The following is a 17,935-nucleotide window of genomic DNA, read 5'->3' as shown; positions in this document are numbered from 1 at the left end:
TCGTTATCAATGATGTGTTCAGGCGTGGGTTGCCTGGGCCTGGGCCTGGCGCGCTCGGGCGTCGGCGGCGGCCTGTTCAACGGGAATATCTTCAAAGCCGAGGATCAGCGTCAGGGCAAACGACAGCACTACCGACAGCGCCATCACGCCAAACACCCAGACGATGGTCATTGGATTGGCTGGATCGAAAAACTGCACGCTGGTGAACAGCCCCGGCGCCGCCATCGAGTGGCTGGCCAGTCCGGCGATACCCGCCACCGCGCCGCAGATAAAGCCGCTGATCAAGCTGGCGATCAGCGGGCGTTTCAGGCGCACCGCCACGCCGTACAGCGCCGGTTCGGAAATCCCGGCCAGAATCGCCGATGCCGCGGCGGCCAGCGCCGTCTGGCGCAGTTCCGGGTTATTGGTTTTCCACGCCACCGCCAGCGAAGAGCCGCCGAGCGACAGGTTAGCGCCGATCTCCGACGGCATTACCATGCCCTCTTTGCCGGTTTCGGCGATGGTCTGAATGATGGTCGGCGTAAAGACCCGGTGCATGCCGGTCATCACCAGCAGCGGCCACAGCCCGCCCATGATCGCCACCGACAGCCAGCCGAGATAGCTGTGGATCGTATAGACCAGCGCGGAAATGGCGCTGCCGATCCAGATGCCGAGCGGGCCAATCAGCAGGATCGCCAGCGGGGCGGCGATCAGCACGATCAGCATTGGCTTAAGGAAGTTTTTCGTCACCGCCGGGGTAATGCGATCCACCCAGCGTTCGATATACGACAGGCACCAGGTCATCACCAGCGCCGGGATCACCGTGTAGGTGTATTTCACCGCGGTCACCGGGATAAAGGCAAATTCAACGTGTTCGCCCTGAGCGGCTTTGGCCATTAATTCGATAAACCCGGGATGCACCAGCACCCCGGCGATAGCGATGGCAAGCGACATATTGGTTTTGAATTTCACCGCCGCGGAGGCGGCCACCATCAGCGGCAGGAAGAAAAATGCGCCGTCGCCGATAAGCGTCAGGAGGGTCAGCGTCGGCGAGCCTTTCGGCAACGCGCCGCTCATCTCAAGGATCATCGCCAGCAACTTGACCATCGATCCGCCGATAATCGCCGGGATCAGCGGCGACATGGTGCCGATCAGCGCGTCAAGGATCCCGGCGCCGATGCGTTTCAGGGTGACCGGCGCTTTGCCCTGCGGCTCGACCGGGCGCAGGTCGCCGGGCAGCAGATTCACCACCTCGCGATAGGCCTGTGAGACCGTGTTGCCGATGATCACCTGGCACTGGTTATCGCTGCGCACGACGCCGAGCACCCCGGTCAGGCCTTTCAGTGTAGGGCTATCGACCTGTTCGTTGTCTTTGACCACGAAGCGCAGACGAGTCATGCAGTGGGTCACGGCGACGACGTTATCGACTCCGCCTAATGCCGCGACTATCTGTTGCGCCAGGGCTGCATAATTTTTCGACATCGGATTTTATCCTGTTTATCAATAGGGTACTGATCTGTTACCGCGCCGCATCGCCGGGCGATACCATGCTTTATAGGAAACCGGTTCCACAAAATCATGGTGAGTTTCATTTGATTGCACAAGAAATAAAAAAATATGATCTCAGTTTTGTGATTTTGATCGCTAATCGTCGCGGTGAGCAGGGGAGTGCTGTAAAAGCGGGAAACGTGCAGTACACTGCCTGCAACTTTTGCAACAGGAAGAATCACATGGCAACGATGCTGGAGGTCGCTAAGCGCGCGGGGGTATCGAAGGCGACCGTGTCGCGGGTGCTGTCGGGCAACGGCTATGTCAGCCAGGAGACCAAAGACCGGGTGTTTAAGGCGGTGGCGGAGAGCGGCTACCGACCGAATCTGCTGGCGCGCAACCTGGCGACCAAAACCACGCAAACCCTCGGCCTGGTGGTGACCAATACCCTGTACCACGGCGTCTATTTCAGCGAGCTGCTGTATCAGGTGGCGCGGATGACCGAGGACCAGGGGCGGCAGCTGATCCTCGCGGATGGCAAGCACAGCGCGCAAGAGGAGCGGGAGGCGATCCAGTACCTGCTGGATCTGCGCTGCGATGCGATCATCATCTACCCGCGTTTTCTCACTGTCGACGAGATGGATGAGATCGTTGAGAACCACTCGCAGCCGATCATGGTGCTTAACCGCCGCCTGCGCCGCCACGCCAGCCACTGCGTCTGGTCCGATCAAAAAGCGTCGGCGATGCGGGTGGTGGAGCGGCTGATTGCCCTGGGCCACCGCGATATCGCTTTTATTACCGGCTCCCTTGACTCGCCCACCGGCGTTGAGCGTCTTGCCGGCTACAAAGACGCGCTGGCTGGCCACGGCATTACCCTGAACGAGGCGCTCATCGCCGAAGGGCGCTGGACGCCGGAAACCGGCGCGGCGGCAGTGGAGAGCCTGCGTCAGCGCGGGGTGACCTACAGCGCGCTGGTGGCAAGCAATGACGATATGGCCATCGGGGCGATGAAGCAGCTTCACCAGCTGGGCATTAAGGTGCCGGAGCAGGTCTCGGTGGTGGGGTTTGACGATATTGTGCTGGCGCCGTACATGGTGCCGTCGCTCGCCAGCGTCCGGGTGCCGGTGACGGAGATGATTAAAGAGAGCATTAATCGCCTGATATTTATGCTCGATGGCGGGGAATTCAATGTTCAGCAGAGCTTCCCAGGGGCGCTGATCGAGCGTGAGTCGCTGGTGGCGGGTCCCTGCGCCTGACGTCGTCAGCTGTCATCGTCACTACTGACGATGACAGCGCATCACCGATTAAAATCTATTTATTATCAATAATATAAGAATTGGAACGTATTATGCATACTCCGGCGCCTAACCCTCTTACTGCTGGAGAAATGGATGAACCGTTTCATTATCGCCGATGCGAGCAAATGCATCGGCTGTCGCACTTGCGAAGTGGCCTGCGTGGTGTCCCATCAGGAACATCAGGACTGCGCCTCCCTGACGCCGCACACCTTTCAGCCGCGTATTCATGTGATAAAAGGGGTCAATGTCTCCACGGCTACCGCCTGCCGTCAGTGTGAGGACGCCCCCTGCGCCAACGTCTGCCCGAACGGCGCTATCAGTCGCGATAAAGGCTTTGTTCACGTGATGCAGGAGCGCTGCATCGGCTGCAAAACCTGTGTCGTCGCCTGCCCGTACGGGGCGATGGAGGTAGTGGTGCGGCCGGTGATCCGCCATAGCGGCGCCGGACTGAACGTCGTGGCGGAAAAAGCCGAAGCCAACAAGTGCGATCTCTGCTTCCACCGCGACAGCGGCCCGGCCTGCATGGAGGTCTGCCCGACGCACGCCCTGGTCTGCGTAGACCGCAACAAGCTGGAGCAGATGAACCAAGAGAAACGTCGCCGCACGGCGCTGGCCTGGTAACCTTTGGCATGAACGGGGTGCAAATCCGCATTCGCGGTAAGGTGCAGGGGGTGGGGTTCCGCCCCTTTGTCTGGCAGCTGGCTCAGAGGCAGGCTCGCTGCGGCGATGTCTGTAACGACGGCGAGGGCGTTCTGGTGCGGCTGGCCGGAGGCGATGACGGTTTTACTGCCGCCCTCGCTGCCCACTGCCCGCCGCTGGCGCGAGTCGACAGCGCCGACTGCGCCCCTTATTGCTGGGCGGCTCCGCCGCAGGGCTTCACCATCCGCGAGAGCGGGGCGGGGCGGATGCGCACCCAGATCGTGCCCGATGCCGCGACCTGCCCGGCGTGCCTCGCGGAGATGAATGATCCCCGGGCGCGCCGCTATCGCTACCCCTTTATCAACTGCACCCACTGCGGGCCGCGGTTGACCATCATTCGTGCCATGCCTTACGACCGGCCTTTTACCGCGATGGCGCCGTTTCCGCTCTGTCCGCCCTGCGAGGCGGAATACCGCGATCCCGCCGATCGCCGCTTTCACGCCCAGCCGGTGGCCTGCCCCGACTGCGGGCCGCGGCTGGAGTGGCGGGCCCAGGGTGAAGTGCGGCGCGGCGAGGCGGCGCTGCAGGCGGCTATCGCCCGGCTGGCGGCGGGCGACATCGTGGCGATAAAAGGCGTCGGCGGCTTTCATCTGGCCTGCGACGCCGGCAACCCCGCTGCTGTTGCCACGCTGCGGGCGAGGAAACACCGTCCGGCGAAACCGCTGGCGGTGATGCTGCCCTCTGCGGCGGGGTTACCTGCCGACGCCGTGGCGCTGATGGACTCCCCGGCGGCGCCCATCGTACTGATTAGCAAAGCGCAGGTCTCCGGCCTGTGCGACGAGATTGCGCCAGGGCTTGCGGAAGTTGGGGTGATGCTGCCGTCTAATCCGCTGCAGCATTTGCTTCTGCAGGCGCTGGCGCGCCCTATCGTGATGACCTCCGGCAACCTTAGCGGCCGCCCGCCGGCGTTAAGTAATACTGAAGCACTCAACGACTTAGCCGACATCGCCGACGGCTTTTTGCTCCATAACCGCGACATCGTGCAGCGGCTGGATGATTCTCTGGTGCGCTCGAGCGGAGAAATGCTGCGCCGCGCCCGGGGCTATGTCCCGGATGCGCTGCCGCTGCCGCCGGGTCTGGACAAGGTGCCGCCGCTGCTGGCGCTGGGCGCGGACATGAAAAACACCTTCTGCCTGGCGCGCGGGGGCGAAGCGGTTCTCAGCCAGCACTTCGGCGATCTTGGCGAGGAGGGCGTCGAGCAGCAGTGGCGCAGCGCGCTGCAGCTGATGCAGAACATCTTCGCCTTTGCGCCGCAGCGGGTGGTGGTTGACGCCCATCCTGGCTATCGATCGACGCAGTGGGGAGCGGCTCTGCCGCTGCCGGTGGAGACCGTGCTGCATCACCATGCTCACGCCGCGGCGTGCCTGGCAGAGCACCGCTGGCCGCTCGACGGCGGAGACGTTATCGCCCTGATCCTCGACGGAATCGGCATGGGGGAGAACGGCGCGCTATGGGGAGGGGAGTGCCTGCGGGTTAACTATCGCCAGTGCGAACATCTCGGCGGGCTGCCGGCTGTCGCCCTGCCGGGCGGCGACCTGGCGGCGCGTCAGCCGTGGCGTAATCTGCTGGCTCAGTGCCTGGCTTTTGTCCCTGACTGGCAGGATTACCCGCAGACCGGTACGCTGCGCCAGCGTAACTGGCCGCTGCTGGCGCAGGCCATCGACCGCGGTATTAACGCGCCGCGCGCCTCGTCCTGCGGACGGCTGTTTGATGCCGTCGCCTGCGCGCTGGACTGCGCCCCGGAGAGCCTGAGCTATGAGGGGGAGGCGGCCTGTCGGCTGGAGGCGCTGGCCGCCAGCTGCCCCGGCGTCAGCCATCCGGTCACGCTGCCGTGGCGCGGAAATGCGCTGGACCTGGCCACCTTCTGGCGGCAGTGGCTGCGCTGGCAGGCGAGCCCGGCGCAAAAAGCCTGGGCATTTCATGACGCCCTGGCCTGCGGACTGGCGGCGATGGCCCGCGACTGTGCGACTGCCCGCGGCATCGACACGATTGTCTGCAGCGGTGGGGTGCTGCATAACCGTCTGCTGGCGGCGCGATTGACCTTTTATCTGGCGGATTTTACTCTGCTGTTTGCGCAGCAGTTGCCGGCCGGCGACGGCGCAATCGCCTATGGTCAGGCGGTGATCGCCGCCGCTCGCGTTCAGGCTCAAGGAACACAACAATGATAATGACAGTTTTACGCCAGCAGCCGCGCGCCGCGGGCCTGGTGTTGGGGTTGATCGCGGCGAACTTACTGGCCTGGTGCTGGGCGCTGCAGGCCTTTGGCGACAGCGGCGCGCTAATGGCCGCCAGCCTGCTGGCCTGGGGCTACGGCTTACGCCACGCAGTGGACGCCGATCATATCGCGGCGATTGATAACGTCACCCGCAAGATGATGCAGCAGGGGCGGCGGCCCTTCGCCGTCGGGGCCTGGTTCTCGCTGGGCCACTCGTCGATTGTGGTGCTGGCCTCGGCAGCGATTGCCGCTACCGCCACGGCCTTCAGCGCGCAGATGAACTGGCTGCACGACACCGGTAGCGTCATCGGCACCGCTGTGTCGGCGCTGTTTCTGCTGGCGATGGCCTTTATCAACCTGGTGATATTGCGCAGCGTCTGGCGTAGCTTTCGGGCGTGGAAGCGGGGTGAGCCGTTGAGCGACGAGATCGTCAGCGGCGGCGGGGTGATGAGCTGGCTGTTTGGCAAAACCTTTCGTCTGGTCAGCCGTAGCTGGCAGATGTACCTGGTCGGTTTCCTGTTCGGCCTCGGGTTTGATACCGCCACCGAAATCGGCGTGCTGGGCATCTCCGCCGCCGGCGCGTCGAGCGGGATTTCCGTCTGGTCGATTATGGTCTTCCCGGCGCTGTTCGCCAGCGGCATGGCGCTGGTGGACACCCTCGATAACGTGCTGATGGTCGGCGCCTACGGCTGGGCGTTCAGCAAGCCGCAGCGCAAGCTTTACTACAACATGACCATCACCGGCACTTCGGTGGTGGTGGCGCTGTTTATCGGCGGCCTGGAAGCGCTGGGTCTGCTGATGGATAAGTTTGCGCTCAGCGGCGGAATATGGCGCTGGGTAGGGGCGTTAAACGACAACCTCGGCGACGCCGGGTTTGTGGTGGTCGGGCTGTTTGTCGCCTGTTGGGCGCTGTCGGTGCTCAATTATCGCTGGCGCGGCTACGATAATCTGGCGCGTTAGGTTCAGCATTTTCCCGGCTTGCGCTGCGCTAAGCCGGGCGATCATCACTCTCTGGCGGCGCTTCTCTGCGCAGGTTCCCACCGGTCGTCACGAACCATCGCTCTACGCTAATCAGCTCACTTATTTAACTCATTGAAAAATTATTATTTTTATCAAATCTTCATTTCTCTTCGTTTTAACGACCCGCAGCATCTGTGATTCACCTCTTATTTACATCATTTAAACCATTCGTTAACTGGATAAAAACACGGCAGCCTCGTTATAGTAGTTTTGTGAAATAAAACTTGGTTGTACATTGTACAACAATGAGTGAGGTGTTCATGGCGATCGTTAGCGCACCGTACCTTGCGGTCAGAACGTGTGGCTGGCGTTACAGCGTGAAGCGCCATGGCAACCCGAGCCGCCCATCCTGATCTTCGGGCGCGGCAAAACGGACGCATCAAGCTGAAGTAACGTATTTCATCTCTACATCGTTTTCCTGATAAACATAATGAAACCCTGCGAGGAAACCATGACCGATCAATTACCGAACCGCGCGACCGATAACGACGCGCTGGAAAAAGAGACCATGCGACAGGTTATCTGGCGCATCCTGCCTTTCCTGGTGGTGAGCTACCTGGTGTCGATTATTGACCGGGGCAATATAGGCATGGCGGCGCTGCAGATGAATGAAGATCTGGGGCTAAGTAAGGCGGCTTTTGGTTTCGCCAGCAGTTTGTATTTTGTGGCCTACTTTATTTTTGAAGTACCCAGCAATCTGGCGATGCAGAAGGTGGGGGCACGCTTGTGGCTGCCGCGCATTATGATCAGCTGGGGCGTGGTATCGATGTGTATGGCGCTGGTGCAAAATACGACCTCACTGTATATCGTCCGTTTTTTGCTGGGCGCCGCCGAAGCGGGCTTCTTTCCGGGCGTGGTGCTTTATCTTACCTGGTGGATCCCGTCGCGCTACCGTGCGCGTATCATAGCCTCTTTTATGGTGGCCATTCCGCTGGCTAACTTTATCGGTTCACCGCTTTCAGGGTTGATCCTGACCCTGGATGGCTGGTTAGGGCTGCGTGGCTGGCATCTGTTATTCATTATTGAAGGGCTGCCGGCGGTACTGCTGGGAATAGCCGCGTTTTTTATTCTGCGCGACCGCCCTCACCAGGCCGGCTGGTTAACCGAGCGGCAAAAAACGTGGCTGGAAAACACCCTTCAGGCGGAGCGGCAACAGCAGACACAGATCGGCCACACCACGACATGGCAACTGTTGAAGCATCGCCAGATCTGGCTTATGGCGCTGATTTACGCTGGCGCTTCTTCTGCCGGCACCACGCTAAGCGTCTGGTCTCCACAGCTGCTGAAGTCGTTCCATCTTGATAACCTGACCACCGGGCTGCTGAATGCCATCCCCTATGGCCTGGCCTCGGTGCTGATGATTGTATGGGGACGCAGTTCGGACCGGAATAATGAACGCCGCTGGCACACGGCCCTTGCCCTCTTTATGATTGCGGCTGGCGTGTTCGCGGCATTTATCAATCTATCGCTGCCGGCCACCATTATGATCCTCAGTACCATACTGATTGGCGCATATGCGGCGAAGGGCCCCTTCTGGGCGCTGGCATCGGGCTGGATGAGCAGCACGTCAGCTGCCGCCGGGCTGGCGGCCATCGGCGCGATCGCCAACCTGATTGGCGGCGCGGTGATGGTGAATGCCTATGGCATTATTAGCGAACGGACAGGAAGCTATACGCTGGCGATGCTGCCGCTGGCCGCCTTGTGTCTGGCAGGCGGCATTGCGGTGCTGGCGATGGGGCGCCGTTACTCGCAGTCTGCCAGGCAGGAAAAACAGGTGACCCATTAATAAGCAAAGGCGGGATTTTTCCCGCCTTCTCAGCAAAGCTTACTCTTTCACACCGTAAAACGTTTCGCAGAAAGGCTTGCTGGCCCCTAGCTTGAGCGACAGGCGGTTAGCCGTCTCCTGCATGAGCTGGCTGATGCCGCTCGTTTTACGATCTTCCGTCAGACGCGATGCCGGCCCGGTCAGGGCCAGCGCCGCGATCAGTTTATCGTGGACGCCAAAAACAGGCATTGCGAAGGCCGCAGTGTGCGGGTCGCGCGCGCCGGAGGTATAGAACGGCAGCGTCGGTTCGTCTTCCGGCAACGATTCACCCAATCCCCAGTGGCGTAAAACCTTGCTGATAGCGGAACCATCCAGCGGGAACTGGCTGCCGGGCAGGTTGCTGTGGCGTAATCCCTGGGAGGCTTCGGCGCGGAACAGGCACAGGCGTTGCCCACCCTCAATCACATACCAGCTTGCGCTTTCGCTGGAGGCCTGCGACAGCGCCTGCAATTCCGGCTGTACGACTCTGGCAAGTTCAAATGATTGCTCATAGAGCTTGCCGAGATAGAGCAAACGGTGGCCGAGCGTATAGGTGCCATCGTCGTGCCGGATGATGTAGTTCATTCGCTCAAGCGAATTCATCAGGCGATAAACGGTTGTTTTGTGATATCCCGAAAGCTGGGCCAGCTCGGTTAACGTCAGACTGTCATTACCGGGACGGAAGCAGTCAAGTAAAGCCAGCGCCTTTTCAACGGCAATTACGCCTTCATTCCCCATCATGTTCTCCTTTTTGCCGACCAAAATTGTACCTGAATTTTGTGAGTAACTTCGTGTTTACATCACAAACAACTTCGCAACACTGGCGAAAAGCGACGCAATGCTCGTATAGTTGTTTTATATAGTACACACAAGTTGTACCTAGTAAAACAAATGGAGAGTCACCATGCCTGCTTCACAACAGAAACTCATCAATCTTGATATTGCGCGTGTTGACGCGGAAGAGGTCCGTCAGGCTGCCGAATTTCAGGCCGCCATCCTGGCTGACGTAGCCGGACGCCGTGGCACATTACATGGCCGCATCAAGCCGCTGGCGCCGCATATGACGGTTGCCGGGCCGGCGATTACCGTAGAGGTACGCCCAGGGGATAATCTGGCTATTCACGCCGCAATGGCCGTCGCCAAACCTGGCGACGTGCTGGTCATCGACGGGAAGGGCGATCTCTCCTGCGCGCTGCTGGGAGAGATCATGGCAACGCAGGCGCAGGCCAGCGGTATCGCCGGGATCGTCATCGATGGCGCTGTTCGTGATGCGGAAACCTTAAGTAAACAACGCTTTCCGGTTTTCGCAGCCGGCCTGAATCCGTGCGGCCCCACCAAGTTCATTCCTGGCCGGGTCAATCATGCCATTTCGGTCGGTGGCGCCGCGGTGCAGGCAGGTGACTTAGTGGTAGGGGATATTGACGGCGTGGTTGTTATCCCGCGCGATGAAGTCCGCACTATCATCGAGCTGGCGAAAGGTAAACTGGAAATGGAATCAAAACGTCTGGTTGCTATCCGCGACGGCGACCTTCGTCCGCACTGGCTGGAGAGCGCTCTGCGTCAGGCGGGGATGCTGAGCGAAGGGGAGACACTGCCATGAGCGCTAAAAATGTCATACTGATTACCGGCAGCGATTTGGCTGACGCGGCGCTGGGGATGCTGGAAGATTACGAACTTGTCTTTGCCGGCCGCCAGCCTACAGAGGCCCAGCTGATCGCGCTGTGCCAGCAGCACAATCCCGTCGCCATCCTGGTGCGCTATGGCCACATCACTGCCGCCGTTATGGATGCCGCCCCTGCATTGAAGGTGATTGCCAAACATGGCAGCGGCATCGATGTCATTGACGTTGAGGCGGCTGCCGCACGCGGCATTCTGGTTCGCGCGGCGACCGGGGCGAATGCCGCCGCGGTTTCCGAACACACCTGGGCGTTAATTCTGGCCTGTGCTAAGTCGGTCATTCCGCTTGATCGCCGCCTGCGCGAAGGGCACTGGGATAAATCAACGCATAAATCGCTTGAGCTTGAGGGCAGAACGCTGGGACTCATCGGCCTCGGCGCCATTGGCAGCCGGGTGGCGAAGATTGCCTGTGCCTTTGGCATGAAGGTTCTGGCTTACGATCCCTATGCGAAAGCGGTTCCGCCGGAATGTGAACGTGTTGCTGAACTTAGCGAGCTGCTCATGCAGGCCGATGTGCTGTCGCTTCATTGCCCTTTGACGCAACAAAACAGGGGAATGATCAATGCCGCCACGCTGGCGCAGTGTAAGCCGGGCGCCATCCTGGTGAATACCGCGCGCGGCGGGTTGATTGACGATGCGGCGCTGGCCGCGGCATTAAAAGCGGGGACCTTGCGCTGGGCGGCGCTTGACAGTTTTAATAGTGAACCATTAACCACGCCGCATATCTGGCAGGCGATCGATAATGTCATTCTCTCTCCGCATGTGGGCGGCGTTAGCGATGCCTCTTACGTGAAAATGGGGACCGCCGCCGCGGCCAACATTCTGCAGGTGCTGCAGGAGTTGGCTCAGACAGAAACAACGTATTAAGTGTTAACCGAACCTGCGCTCCCGGTTAATTATTCTGCCCTTATGCACTTACGGGCGGCGTCCGCAGGCCGGGTAAGCATAGCGCCAGCCGGCGAAATTAACGCGCAACAGGCTGCGTGGGAGGTAATCAACGCTTGCCCGGCGGCGCTGCGCTTGCGCGGGCCTACAATGTTTGAGCTTACGGGTTACATCCGTAGGCCGGGTAAGCGTAGCGCCACCCGGCAAAATAACCGCGCAACAGGGCTGCGTGGGAGGTAATCAATGCTTGCCCGGCGGCGCTGCGTGTATTGCAGATACGGTTATCGGAATGCCACTTTGTCACTCCGGCAACAGCGTCTGTCGCCTGTAACTTCAGCGTACATTGCGCTCCCGGTTAATCTTCTGCGTTATGTCTTTCATGGCGCAGGGAGCGCACAGGGGGCGGCCAGTCGCCGCCGCCCCCTGTACCCCCGGGCTCCGGCCAGCAAAATCGCCGCTGCGCGGTCCCTTCGACTTATCCCTGCAGGCTTCGGGTCGGGCCGAGGCAGCGTCCGTGCAAAACACGGCCCTCAGCCCGCATCCATGCGGGCTGCCCCGGCCTTCCGGGAACGTCTCAGCGATTTTGAGGCCGTCAGCACCGGCAGTTTCAGCGACCCCAGCGCCAGCGGTGATTTGGGGCTGTAGGCCGGGTAAGGTGCAGCCGCCACCCGGCGAAATCAAGGATACCGTGCCTGATATCTTGCCCGGCGGCGCTGCGCTTGCACGGGCCTACGGGGTGTGAGCCTGTAAGTGGATCCTGTAGGCCGGGTAAGCGTAGCGCCACCCGGCAAACTAACGGCGCAACAGGGCTGCCTGGAAGGTCATCAACTCACCAGCTGTTTGAGCAGGGCAAAGGCGTCTTTCATCTTGTCTTCGCTGACCACAAAGGCGCGCAGCTGCTTCTCACCATCCAGCCCTTTCGCCACCAGCCCCTCTTTGGCGGCCACGATGTTCCACGTCAGATCCTCGCGACGGGTATCGCCGGCCAGATGCAGCGGCAGATCCGGGGTCTTCACCTTCACCAGCATCGGCGGCAGTTTCAGTTCTCCCGTCTGCGCCAGCAGGTTTTTACTCAGGCACATGGCGCTGAGTAAAATCGGCTGCAGGAACGGCAGTACCGTACCGTTGATTTCCGCACAGTCGCCGAGGGCGTAAATCGCCGGGTCGCTGGTTTGCAGCTGGCTATTGACCACCACGCCGCGGTTAATCTGCAATCCGGCGTGGCGCGCCAGCGAGGTTTCCGGGCGCAGGCCGGCGGCGGCCACCACTGCATCGACGGTTATCACGCGCTGGCGATCGAGGCTAACGCGGATGCCGTCGGCGGTATGCTCAAGCCCTTCCAGCTGCGTTTTTAACATCAGATGGACGCCCATCCCGGTGAGGCGATGCTGCAGACGGCTGCTGACCTCCGGCGGCATCAGCGCCGCCAGTACGCTGGCGGCGTTATCAACCACCGTTACCGCTTTACCGGCGCGACAGAAATCCATTGCCAGCTCGCAGCCAATCAGGCCGCCGCCGACGATCAGCACCCGCCTGGCGTCGCGGAGCTGGCTCTGCGCGGCGCCATATTCGCGCTGGCTGTTCAGCGTCAGCATCAGCTCGCGGCCCGGCACCGGGGGGATAAACGGCGTGGCGCCGGTGGCCAGCACCAGTTTGTCGTAGCGCCACTGCTTATCCAGGCTTTTCACCCGATGGTTTTCAGCGTCGACATCGTTCACCCAGGTATGGGGAAACAGGCGCAGATTGTACTGCTCGGCGAACTCGCTGGCGCTTTGCAGGGTGAGATCGTCGGCGTGCTGTCCGCGGCTGATGACGTGGCTGAGATCGGGCTTGTTGTACTCATCCATGCTATCGGCGGCGATGAGGGTCAGCGGGATTTCGGCATCCTGCTTACGAATATTTTTCACCAGCTGGCGGGCCGCGAAGCCCGAGCCGATGATGACGATACCATCACTCATTTTGCCTCCATCGCCAGGACGTCAAAGACATCTTTGCCAAGAGAACACTCAGGACAAAGGAAATTGTCCGGCACTTCACTCCAGGGCGTACCCGGCTGGACATCCTGGTTAGGTTCGCCTTTCGCCGGGTCATACACCCACTGGCAGACGCTGCACTGCATCATGGGACCGAGATCGGCGGCCGTGGCGGCGGCACAGGCGCAGTCCTGTTGTTCCGGCGTGACTGTCGCTTCAGCAACCTGCAGCGGGGAGAGGGCCCACTGGCGGGCGATGTCGCGACCGTGTTGGCGGCACAGTTCGAGCGCGTCGATATCCGGGCGCCATTTGGCTTTCAGGCTCAGGGACATCTCAAACCCGGCATCCTGCAGGCGGGTGGACAGGCGGTCTACCGCGCCGCCGCTCCAGCCGTGGGAGCCAAAGGCGCTGGCGCGTTTGTTGCGAAAACGCAGCCCGGTCATCTCTTCCACCAGCCCGGCGATTTTCGGCATCATCACGTTGTTCATGGTGGAGGTGCCCACCAGCACGCCCTTCGAGCGGAAAACATTGGTGAGGATGTCGTTTTTGTCGCTGCGGGCGACGTTAAAGATTTTCACCGCCACCCGTGGGTCGACCTCAGTGATCCCCTGGGCAATGGCGTCCGCCATCATGCGGGTGTTGTTGGACATGGTGTCGTAGAAAATCGTGATGCGATCTTCCTGATAATCCGCCGCCCATTCGAGGTATTTCTCGACGATTTGCGTCGGGTTATCGCGCCAGACCACGCCGTGGGAGGTGGCAATCATCGCTACCGGCAGATTGAAGCCGAGGATTTCGTTAATTTTCGGCGTCACCAGGCGGCTGAAGGGCGTCAGGATGTTGGCGTAGTAGCGCTGGCACTGTTCGTACAGTTCACTTTGGTCCACTTCATCGTTGAACAGATGTTCGTCGCAGTAGTGCTGCCCGAAGGCGTCATTGCTGAACAGCACCGCGTCGCCGGTCAGGTAGGTCATCATGCTGTCCGGCCAGTGCAGCATCGGCGTTTCGACGAAGATCAGCTGCTTACCGTTGCCGATATCGAGAGTGTCGCCAGTTTTCACCACGTGGAAGTTCCACTCCGGATGGTGGTGATGACCGTTGATGGAGTCGATGGCGTTGGCGGTGCAGTAGATCGGCGTATCCGGGATCTGCATCATCAGCTCAGTCAACGCGCCGGCGTGGTCCTCTTCGGCGTGGTTAATAACGATGTAGTCGAGGTCGGCGAGGTCGATTTCGCGGCGCAGGTTCTGGACGAACTCGCGGCTGAATTTGTGATCGACGGTATCGATCAGCACGTTTTTCTCTTCGCGGATGAGATAGCTGTTATAGCTGCTGCCGCGCAGCGTTTTATATTCGGTGCCGTGGAAATCACGCACTTCCCAGTCACGTTGGCCAACCCAAAGAATGTTATTTTTCACCACAATAGACATAGCAACCTCAATCAATACAGTGTGTTTAAACTCAGTTGCCTGGTGTATTACAAGTTGCGTGCCAGTTTTTTAATTAATTGATAATTATCAGTTTTTTAATTTTTTATGGTTTTGGTTGCTGTCAAAATGACAATGATTAAAATAGTCGATATGACTATGATGATTGTCAAAATGACAATGGAGCGATGATGAGTTTTTCCGTCGAGGCGCTGGCGAGAATCGCCATTGATTTACAAAGCGATATCGGTCACGTCGACCGCTTTTCGCGCCTGATCGCCACCCTGCGGCAGATCCTGGGCTGCGACGCCTCGGCGCTGCTGCGCTATGAGGCCCATCAGTTTGTGCCGCTGGCGATTGATGGCCTGGCGCAGGATGTGCTTGGCCGGCGCTTTGCGCTGGATGGGCATCCGCGGCTGGAGGCGATCGCCCGCGCCGGCGATGTGGTGCGCTTCCCGGCGGACAGCGACCTGCCGGACCCCTATGACGGCCTGATCCCCGGCCAGGAGAGCCTCAAGGTTCACGCCTGCGTGGGGCTGCCGCTGTTTGCCGGGCAAACGCTGATCGGTGCACTGACCCTTGACGGTATGGATGCCGACCGCTTCGACAGCTTCAGCGATGAAGAGCTGCGGCTGATCGCCGCCCTGGTGGCCGGGGCGCTGAATAACGCGCTGCTTATCGCCCGCCTTGAAGCGCAAAACGTCCTGCCGCCGCAGGTGGTGAATTACCCGCAGCCGGAGCGCCAGGAGCTCATCGGCCTGTCGGCGCCGATGCTGCAGCTGAAAAAAGAGATCGAGATTGTCGCTGCCTCGGATTTAAACGTGCTGATCAGCGGCGAAACGGGGACCGGCAAAGAGCTGGTGGCGAAGGCGGTGCATCAGGGTTCGCCGCGGGCGGCTAACCCGCTGGTGTACCTCAACTGCGCGGCGCTGCCGGAGAGCGTGGCGGAGAGCGAGCTGTTCGGTCACGTGAAAGGGGCATTTACCGGGGCTATCAGCAACCGCAGCGGCAAATTTGAGATGGCCGATAACGGCACGCTGTTCCTCGACGAAATCGGCGAACTGTCGCTGGCGCTGCAGGCGAAGCTGCTGCGCGTCCTGCAGTATGGCGATATTCAGCGTGTCGGCGATGACCGCAGCCTGCGGGTCGATGTGCGGGTGCTGGCGGCGACCAACCGCGATCTGCGCCAGGAGGTGGTGGAAGGGCGCTTTCGCGCCGATCTCTATCACCGGCTGAGCGTTTTCCCGCTGTCGGTTCCGGCGCTGCGCGAGCGGGAAAATGACGTGGTGCTGCTGGCAGGCTATTTTTGCGAGCAGTGCCGCCTGCGGATGGGGCTGGCGCGGGTAATTTTAAGTGAGGCAACGCGTAACAGGCTGCAGCAGTGGTCGTGGCCGGGCAACGTGCGCGAACTGGAGCATGCCATTCACCGGGCGGTGGTGCTGGCGCGGGCTACCCAGGCTGGCGATGACGTAGTACTGGAGCCGCAGCATTTCCAGTTTACAGCGGCTGCGCCGACGTTGCCGACCGAGGAGATGGCAGCGGCGCCGGCGATGGGCAACGTCAATCTGCGCGAAGCCACGGATAACTTCCAGCGCGAGGCGATTTCCCGCACGCTGGCGGCGCATCAGGGCAACTGGGCGGCGACCGCCCGCGCGCTGGAACTGGACGTCGCCAACCTGCACCGGCTGGCGAAACGTCTGGGGCTTAAAGGATCCCGGCCTGGTAAAAGTTCTGCAGGTTGATGGCGCCGACCAGCAGGCCGTTTTCATCCACTACCGGCGCGGCGCTGATTTTATGTTTCATCAGCCGCTCTTTGGCTTCCACCGCGCGGCTCTCCGCCTGCAGCGTCACGCCGTTGCGGGTCATCGCCTGCGTGACGCCGTCGTTTAAGGTGCCGCCGCCCACCAGCCAGCGGCGCAGGTCGCCGTCGGTGAAGACGCCCTGCACGCGGTTGGCCTCATCGCAGACCGCCACCAGGCCGAGCCCGGTGCGGCTCAGCTCGAGCATCGCGTCCATGACGTTGGCGTCTGTACCGACGCGCGGCACTTCGTCGTCGCGGCGCATCAGATGATGCACTTTGTTCAGCAGACGCGCGCCGAGCGCCCCCGCCGGATGGGAGCGAGCGAAATCCTCTTCACTGAAGCCGCGGGCCTGCATCACCGCCATCGCCAGCGCGTCGCCGAGCATCAGGGTGTTGACGGTGCTGGAGGTCGGCGCCAGATGCATCGGACAGGCTTCGCGCTCCACGGCGATATCCAGCACTGCTTTCGCCGCCAGCGCCAGCGGCGAGGTGGATTTGCCGGTCATCGCCAGCAGGGGTATCCCTTTTTCCTCCAGCCGCGGCACGATCAGATCCAGCTCTTTCGCGCTGCCGGAGTAGGAGATAAACAGCATCACATCGCGACCGTCGAGCATGCCGAGATCGCCGTGCAGGGCTTCCGCCGGGTGGACGAAAAAGGCCGGAGTGCCGGTGCTGGCGAAGGTCGCCGCCAGCTTTTTGCCGATATGACCGGATTTCCCGATACCGGAGACAATCAGTTTGCCCTCGCAGTGGATGATGGTCTCCGCCGCGCGGATGAAGTCATCGCCCAGGCGTTCCGGCAGGCGGCTCGCCTCCTGTAGCTCCAGCATCAGGGTCTGGCGTCCGGCCTCTAATAAAAAGTTACTCATGATGTTCTCCAGTAATGATGACTTCTATGCCTTTGGCTTCCAGCGCCCGCTGGAATGCAGGGTCAATATCGGCATCGGTAATCAGTTTATCCACGCGCTCCAGGCCGCAGACAATATTGGGGCTTTTACGGCCAAACTTTGACGAGTCGGCCATCAGGATCACTTCGCGGGCGGCGTTGCACATCGCCTTGCTGACGGTATACACCTCATTGAAGGTGGTGACGCCGGCGTTCAGATCGATGCCGTCGGTGCCCATAAACAGCTTGTCGAAACTGAACTGTTCGAAAGCGTTTTCCGCCAGCTGGCCGTGAAAGGAGGCCGATTTTTTGCGGAAGGTGCCGCCGGGCATCAGGATAGTCTGTTCATTATCCAGTTCGGCAAGGGCATTGACGATATGCAGGCTGTTGGTCATCACCGTGATGTTATTGAAGCGGCTGAGCAGCGGGACCATCTGCAGCACCGTGCTGCCGGCATCGAGGATGAGGGAGTCGCCATCATGAATAAAACGCACCGCCGCTTCGGCGATGCGCGCTTTCTTATGGGTGTTGATCAACGTCTTATGATCGATCGGCGGATCGGCTTCATCCTTGTTGAGTACCACGCCACCGTAGGTGCGAATGACGGTGCCGGCGTTTTCCAGCGTGACCAGATCCTTACGGATGGTGGTGCCGGTCGTATCGAAATGTTGCGCCAGCTCTTCGACCGAGCATTTTCCCTGCGACTGCAGGAACTCGAGAATGGCTGCCTGGCGCTGACGTGGTTTCATAGGCGTCTATCCTGCGTTTAAGTTTCGAAGTGAT

At 60.6% G+C, this 17,935-nt stretch carries 14 protein-coding genes; 8 read left to right on the top strand and 6 right to left on the bottom strand.

Features of this window, described 5'->3' with window-relative positions:
• Positions 1-18 precede the first annotated feature (18 nt).
• A complete protein-coding gene (gene ascF, locus ACQUTI_RS14230; RefSeq protein WP_428923291.1) occupies positions 19-1,461 on the bottom strand; it encodes a PTS cellobiose/arbutin/salicin transporter subunit IIBC in 1,443 nt (480 codons plus the stop codon).
• Between the two features lie 248 nt (positions 1,462-1,709).
• On the opposite strand from ascF, the gene ACQUTI_RS14225 reads away from it, so the two are divergent.
• The 5 genes from ACQUTI_RS14225 (at position 1,710) to ACQUTI_RS14205 (ending at position 8,485) form a co-directional block, all read left to right on the top strand.
• Positions 1,710-2,723 (top strand): LacI family DNA-binding transcriptional regulator, encoded by a 1,014-nt coding sequence (locus tag ACQUTI_RS14225; protein WP_004205657.1) that lies wholly within the window; start codon positions 1,710-1,712, stop codon positions 2,721-2,723.
• A gap of 135 nt (positions 2,724-2,858) precedes the next feature.
• The gene (gene hydN, locus ACQUTI_RS14220; protein ID WP_004205658.1) at positions 2,859-3,386 is read left to right on the top strand and encodes an electron transport protein HydN; all 528 of its coding nucleotides are present in this window, start codon (positions 2,859-2,861) and stop codon (positions 3,384-3,386) included.
• Positions 3,387-3,394: 8 nt separating this feature from the next.
• Positions 3,395-5,629, top strand: coding sequence for a carbamoyltransferase HypF (hypF, locus tag ACQUTI_RS14215; protein WP_114508398.1), 2,235 nt, complete (start codon positions 3,395-3,397; stop codon positions 5,627-5,629).
• Positions 5,626-6,639, top strand: a complete 1,014-nt coding sequence (locus tag ACQUTI_RS14210; RefSeq protein ID WP_017899641.1) for a HoxN/HupN/NixA family nickel/cobalt transporter — start codon at positions 5,626-5,628, stop codon at positions 6,637-6,639. Before hypF ends, ACQUTI_RS14210 begins: the two co-directional genes overlap by 4 nt.
• 511 nt (positions 6,640-7,150) lie before the next feature.
• Positions 7,151-8,485, top strand: coding sequence for an MFS transporter (locus ACQUTI_RS14205; RefSeq protein ID WP_114508477.1), 1,335 nt, complete (start codon positions 7,151-7,153; stop codon positions 8,483-8,485).
• 39 nt (positions 8,486-8,524) lie between these two features.
• Here the strand turns inward: ACQUTI_RS14205 and ACQUTI_RS14200 are convergent, their stop codons facing one another.
• Positions 8,525-9,241 carry an IclR family transcriptional regulator gene (locus tag ACQUTI_RS14200; protein ID WP_017899643.1) on the bottom strand — a complete coding sequence of 239 codons (717 nt, stop codon included), beginning with the start codon at positions 9,239-9,241 and terminating at the stop codon, positions 8,525-8,527.
• A gap of 166 nt (positions 9,242-9,407) precedes the next feature.
• Here ACQUTI_RS14200 and ACQUTI_RS14195 point away from each other — a divergent pair, with 166 nt between their 5' ends.
• A complete protein-coding gene (locus tag ACQUTI_RS14195; protein WP_004205665.1) occupies positions 9,408-10,103 on the top strand; it encodes a hypothetical protein in 696 nt (231 codons plus the stop codon).
• On the top strand, positions 10,100-11,047 hold the full coding sequence (locus ACQUTI_RS14190; RefSeq protein ID WP_004205666.1) for a hydroxyacid dehydrogenase: 948 nt from the start codon (positions 10,100-10,102) through the stop codon (positions 11,045-11,047). The genes ACQUTI_RS14195 and ACQUTI_RS14190 overlap by 4 nt, the downstream gene beginning before the upstream one ends.
• 842 nt (positions 11,048-11,889) lie before the next feature.
• Here ACQUTI_RS14190 and norW read toward each other — a convergent pair.
• Positions 11,890-13,023: an NADH:flavorubredoxin reductase NorW gene (norW, locus tag ACQUTI_RS14185; RefSeq protein WP_043521285.1), complete on the bottom strand. Its 1,134-nt coding sequence runs from the start codon at positions 13,021-13,023 to the stop codon at positions 11,890-11,892.
• A complete protein-coding gene (gene norV, locus ACQUTI_RS14180; protein WP_043521287.1) occupies positions 13,020-14,468 on the bottom strand; it encodes an anaerobic nitric oxide reductase flavorubredoxin in 1,449 nt (482 codons plus the stop codon). The genes norW and norV overlap by 4 nt, the downstream gene beginning before the upstream one ends.
• Before the next feature lie 188 nt (positions 14,469-14,656).
• On the opposite strand from norV, the gene norR reads away from it, so the two are divergent.
• A complete protein-coding gene (norR, locus tag ACQUTI_RS14175) occupies positions 14,657-16,207 on the top strand; it encodes a nitric oxide reductase transcriptional regulator NorR (RefSeq protein WP_043521289.1) in 1,551 nt (516 codons plus the stop codon).
• On the opposite strand, the gene gutQ is transcribed toward norR, so the two are convergent.
• Together gutQ and srlR are read right to left on the bottom strand one after the other, a co-directional pair.
• Positions 16,170-17,135, bottom strand: a complete 966-nt coding sequence (gene gutQ / locus ACQUTI_RS14170) for an arabinose-5-phosphate isomerase GutQ (protein WP_004205670.1) — start codon at positions 17,133-17,135, stop codon at positions 16,170-16,172. The two genes, norR and gutQ, sit on opposite strands and share 38 nt — an antisense overlap.
• Complete coding sequence (gene srlR / locus ACQUTI_RS14165) at positions 17,128-17,901, bottom strand: glucitol operon DNA-binding transcriptional repressor SrlR (protein ID WP_004205671.1); 774 nt, start codon at positions 17,899-17,901, stop codon at positions 17,128-17,130. Before srlR ends, gutQ begins: the two co-directional genes overlap by 8 nt.
• Positions 17,902-17,935 lie beyond the last annotated feature (34 nt).

It is taken from the genome of Klebsiella sp. 7-CIP_Kleb., from assembly GCF_050378655.1.
Taxonomy (GTDB): Bacteria; Pseudomonadota; Gammaproteobacteria; order Enterobacterales; family Enterobacteriaceae; genus Klebsiella; species Klebsiella quasipneumoniae.
This window is presented reverse-complemented; position numbering and strand designations above follow the sequence as displayed.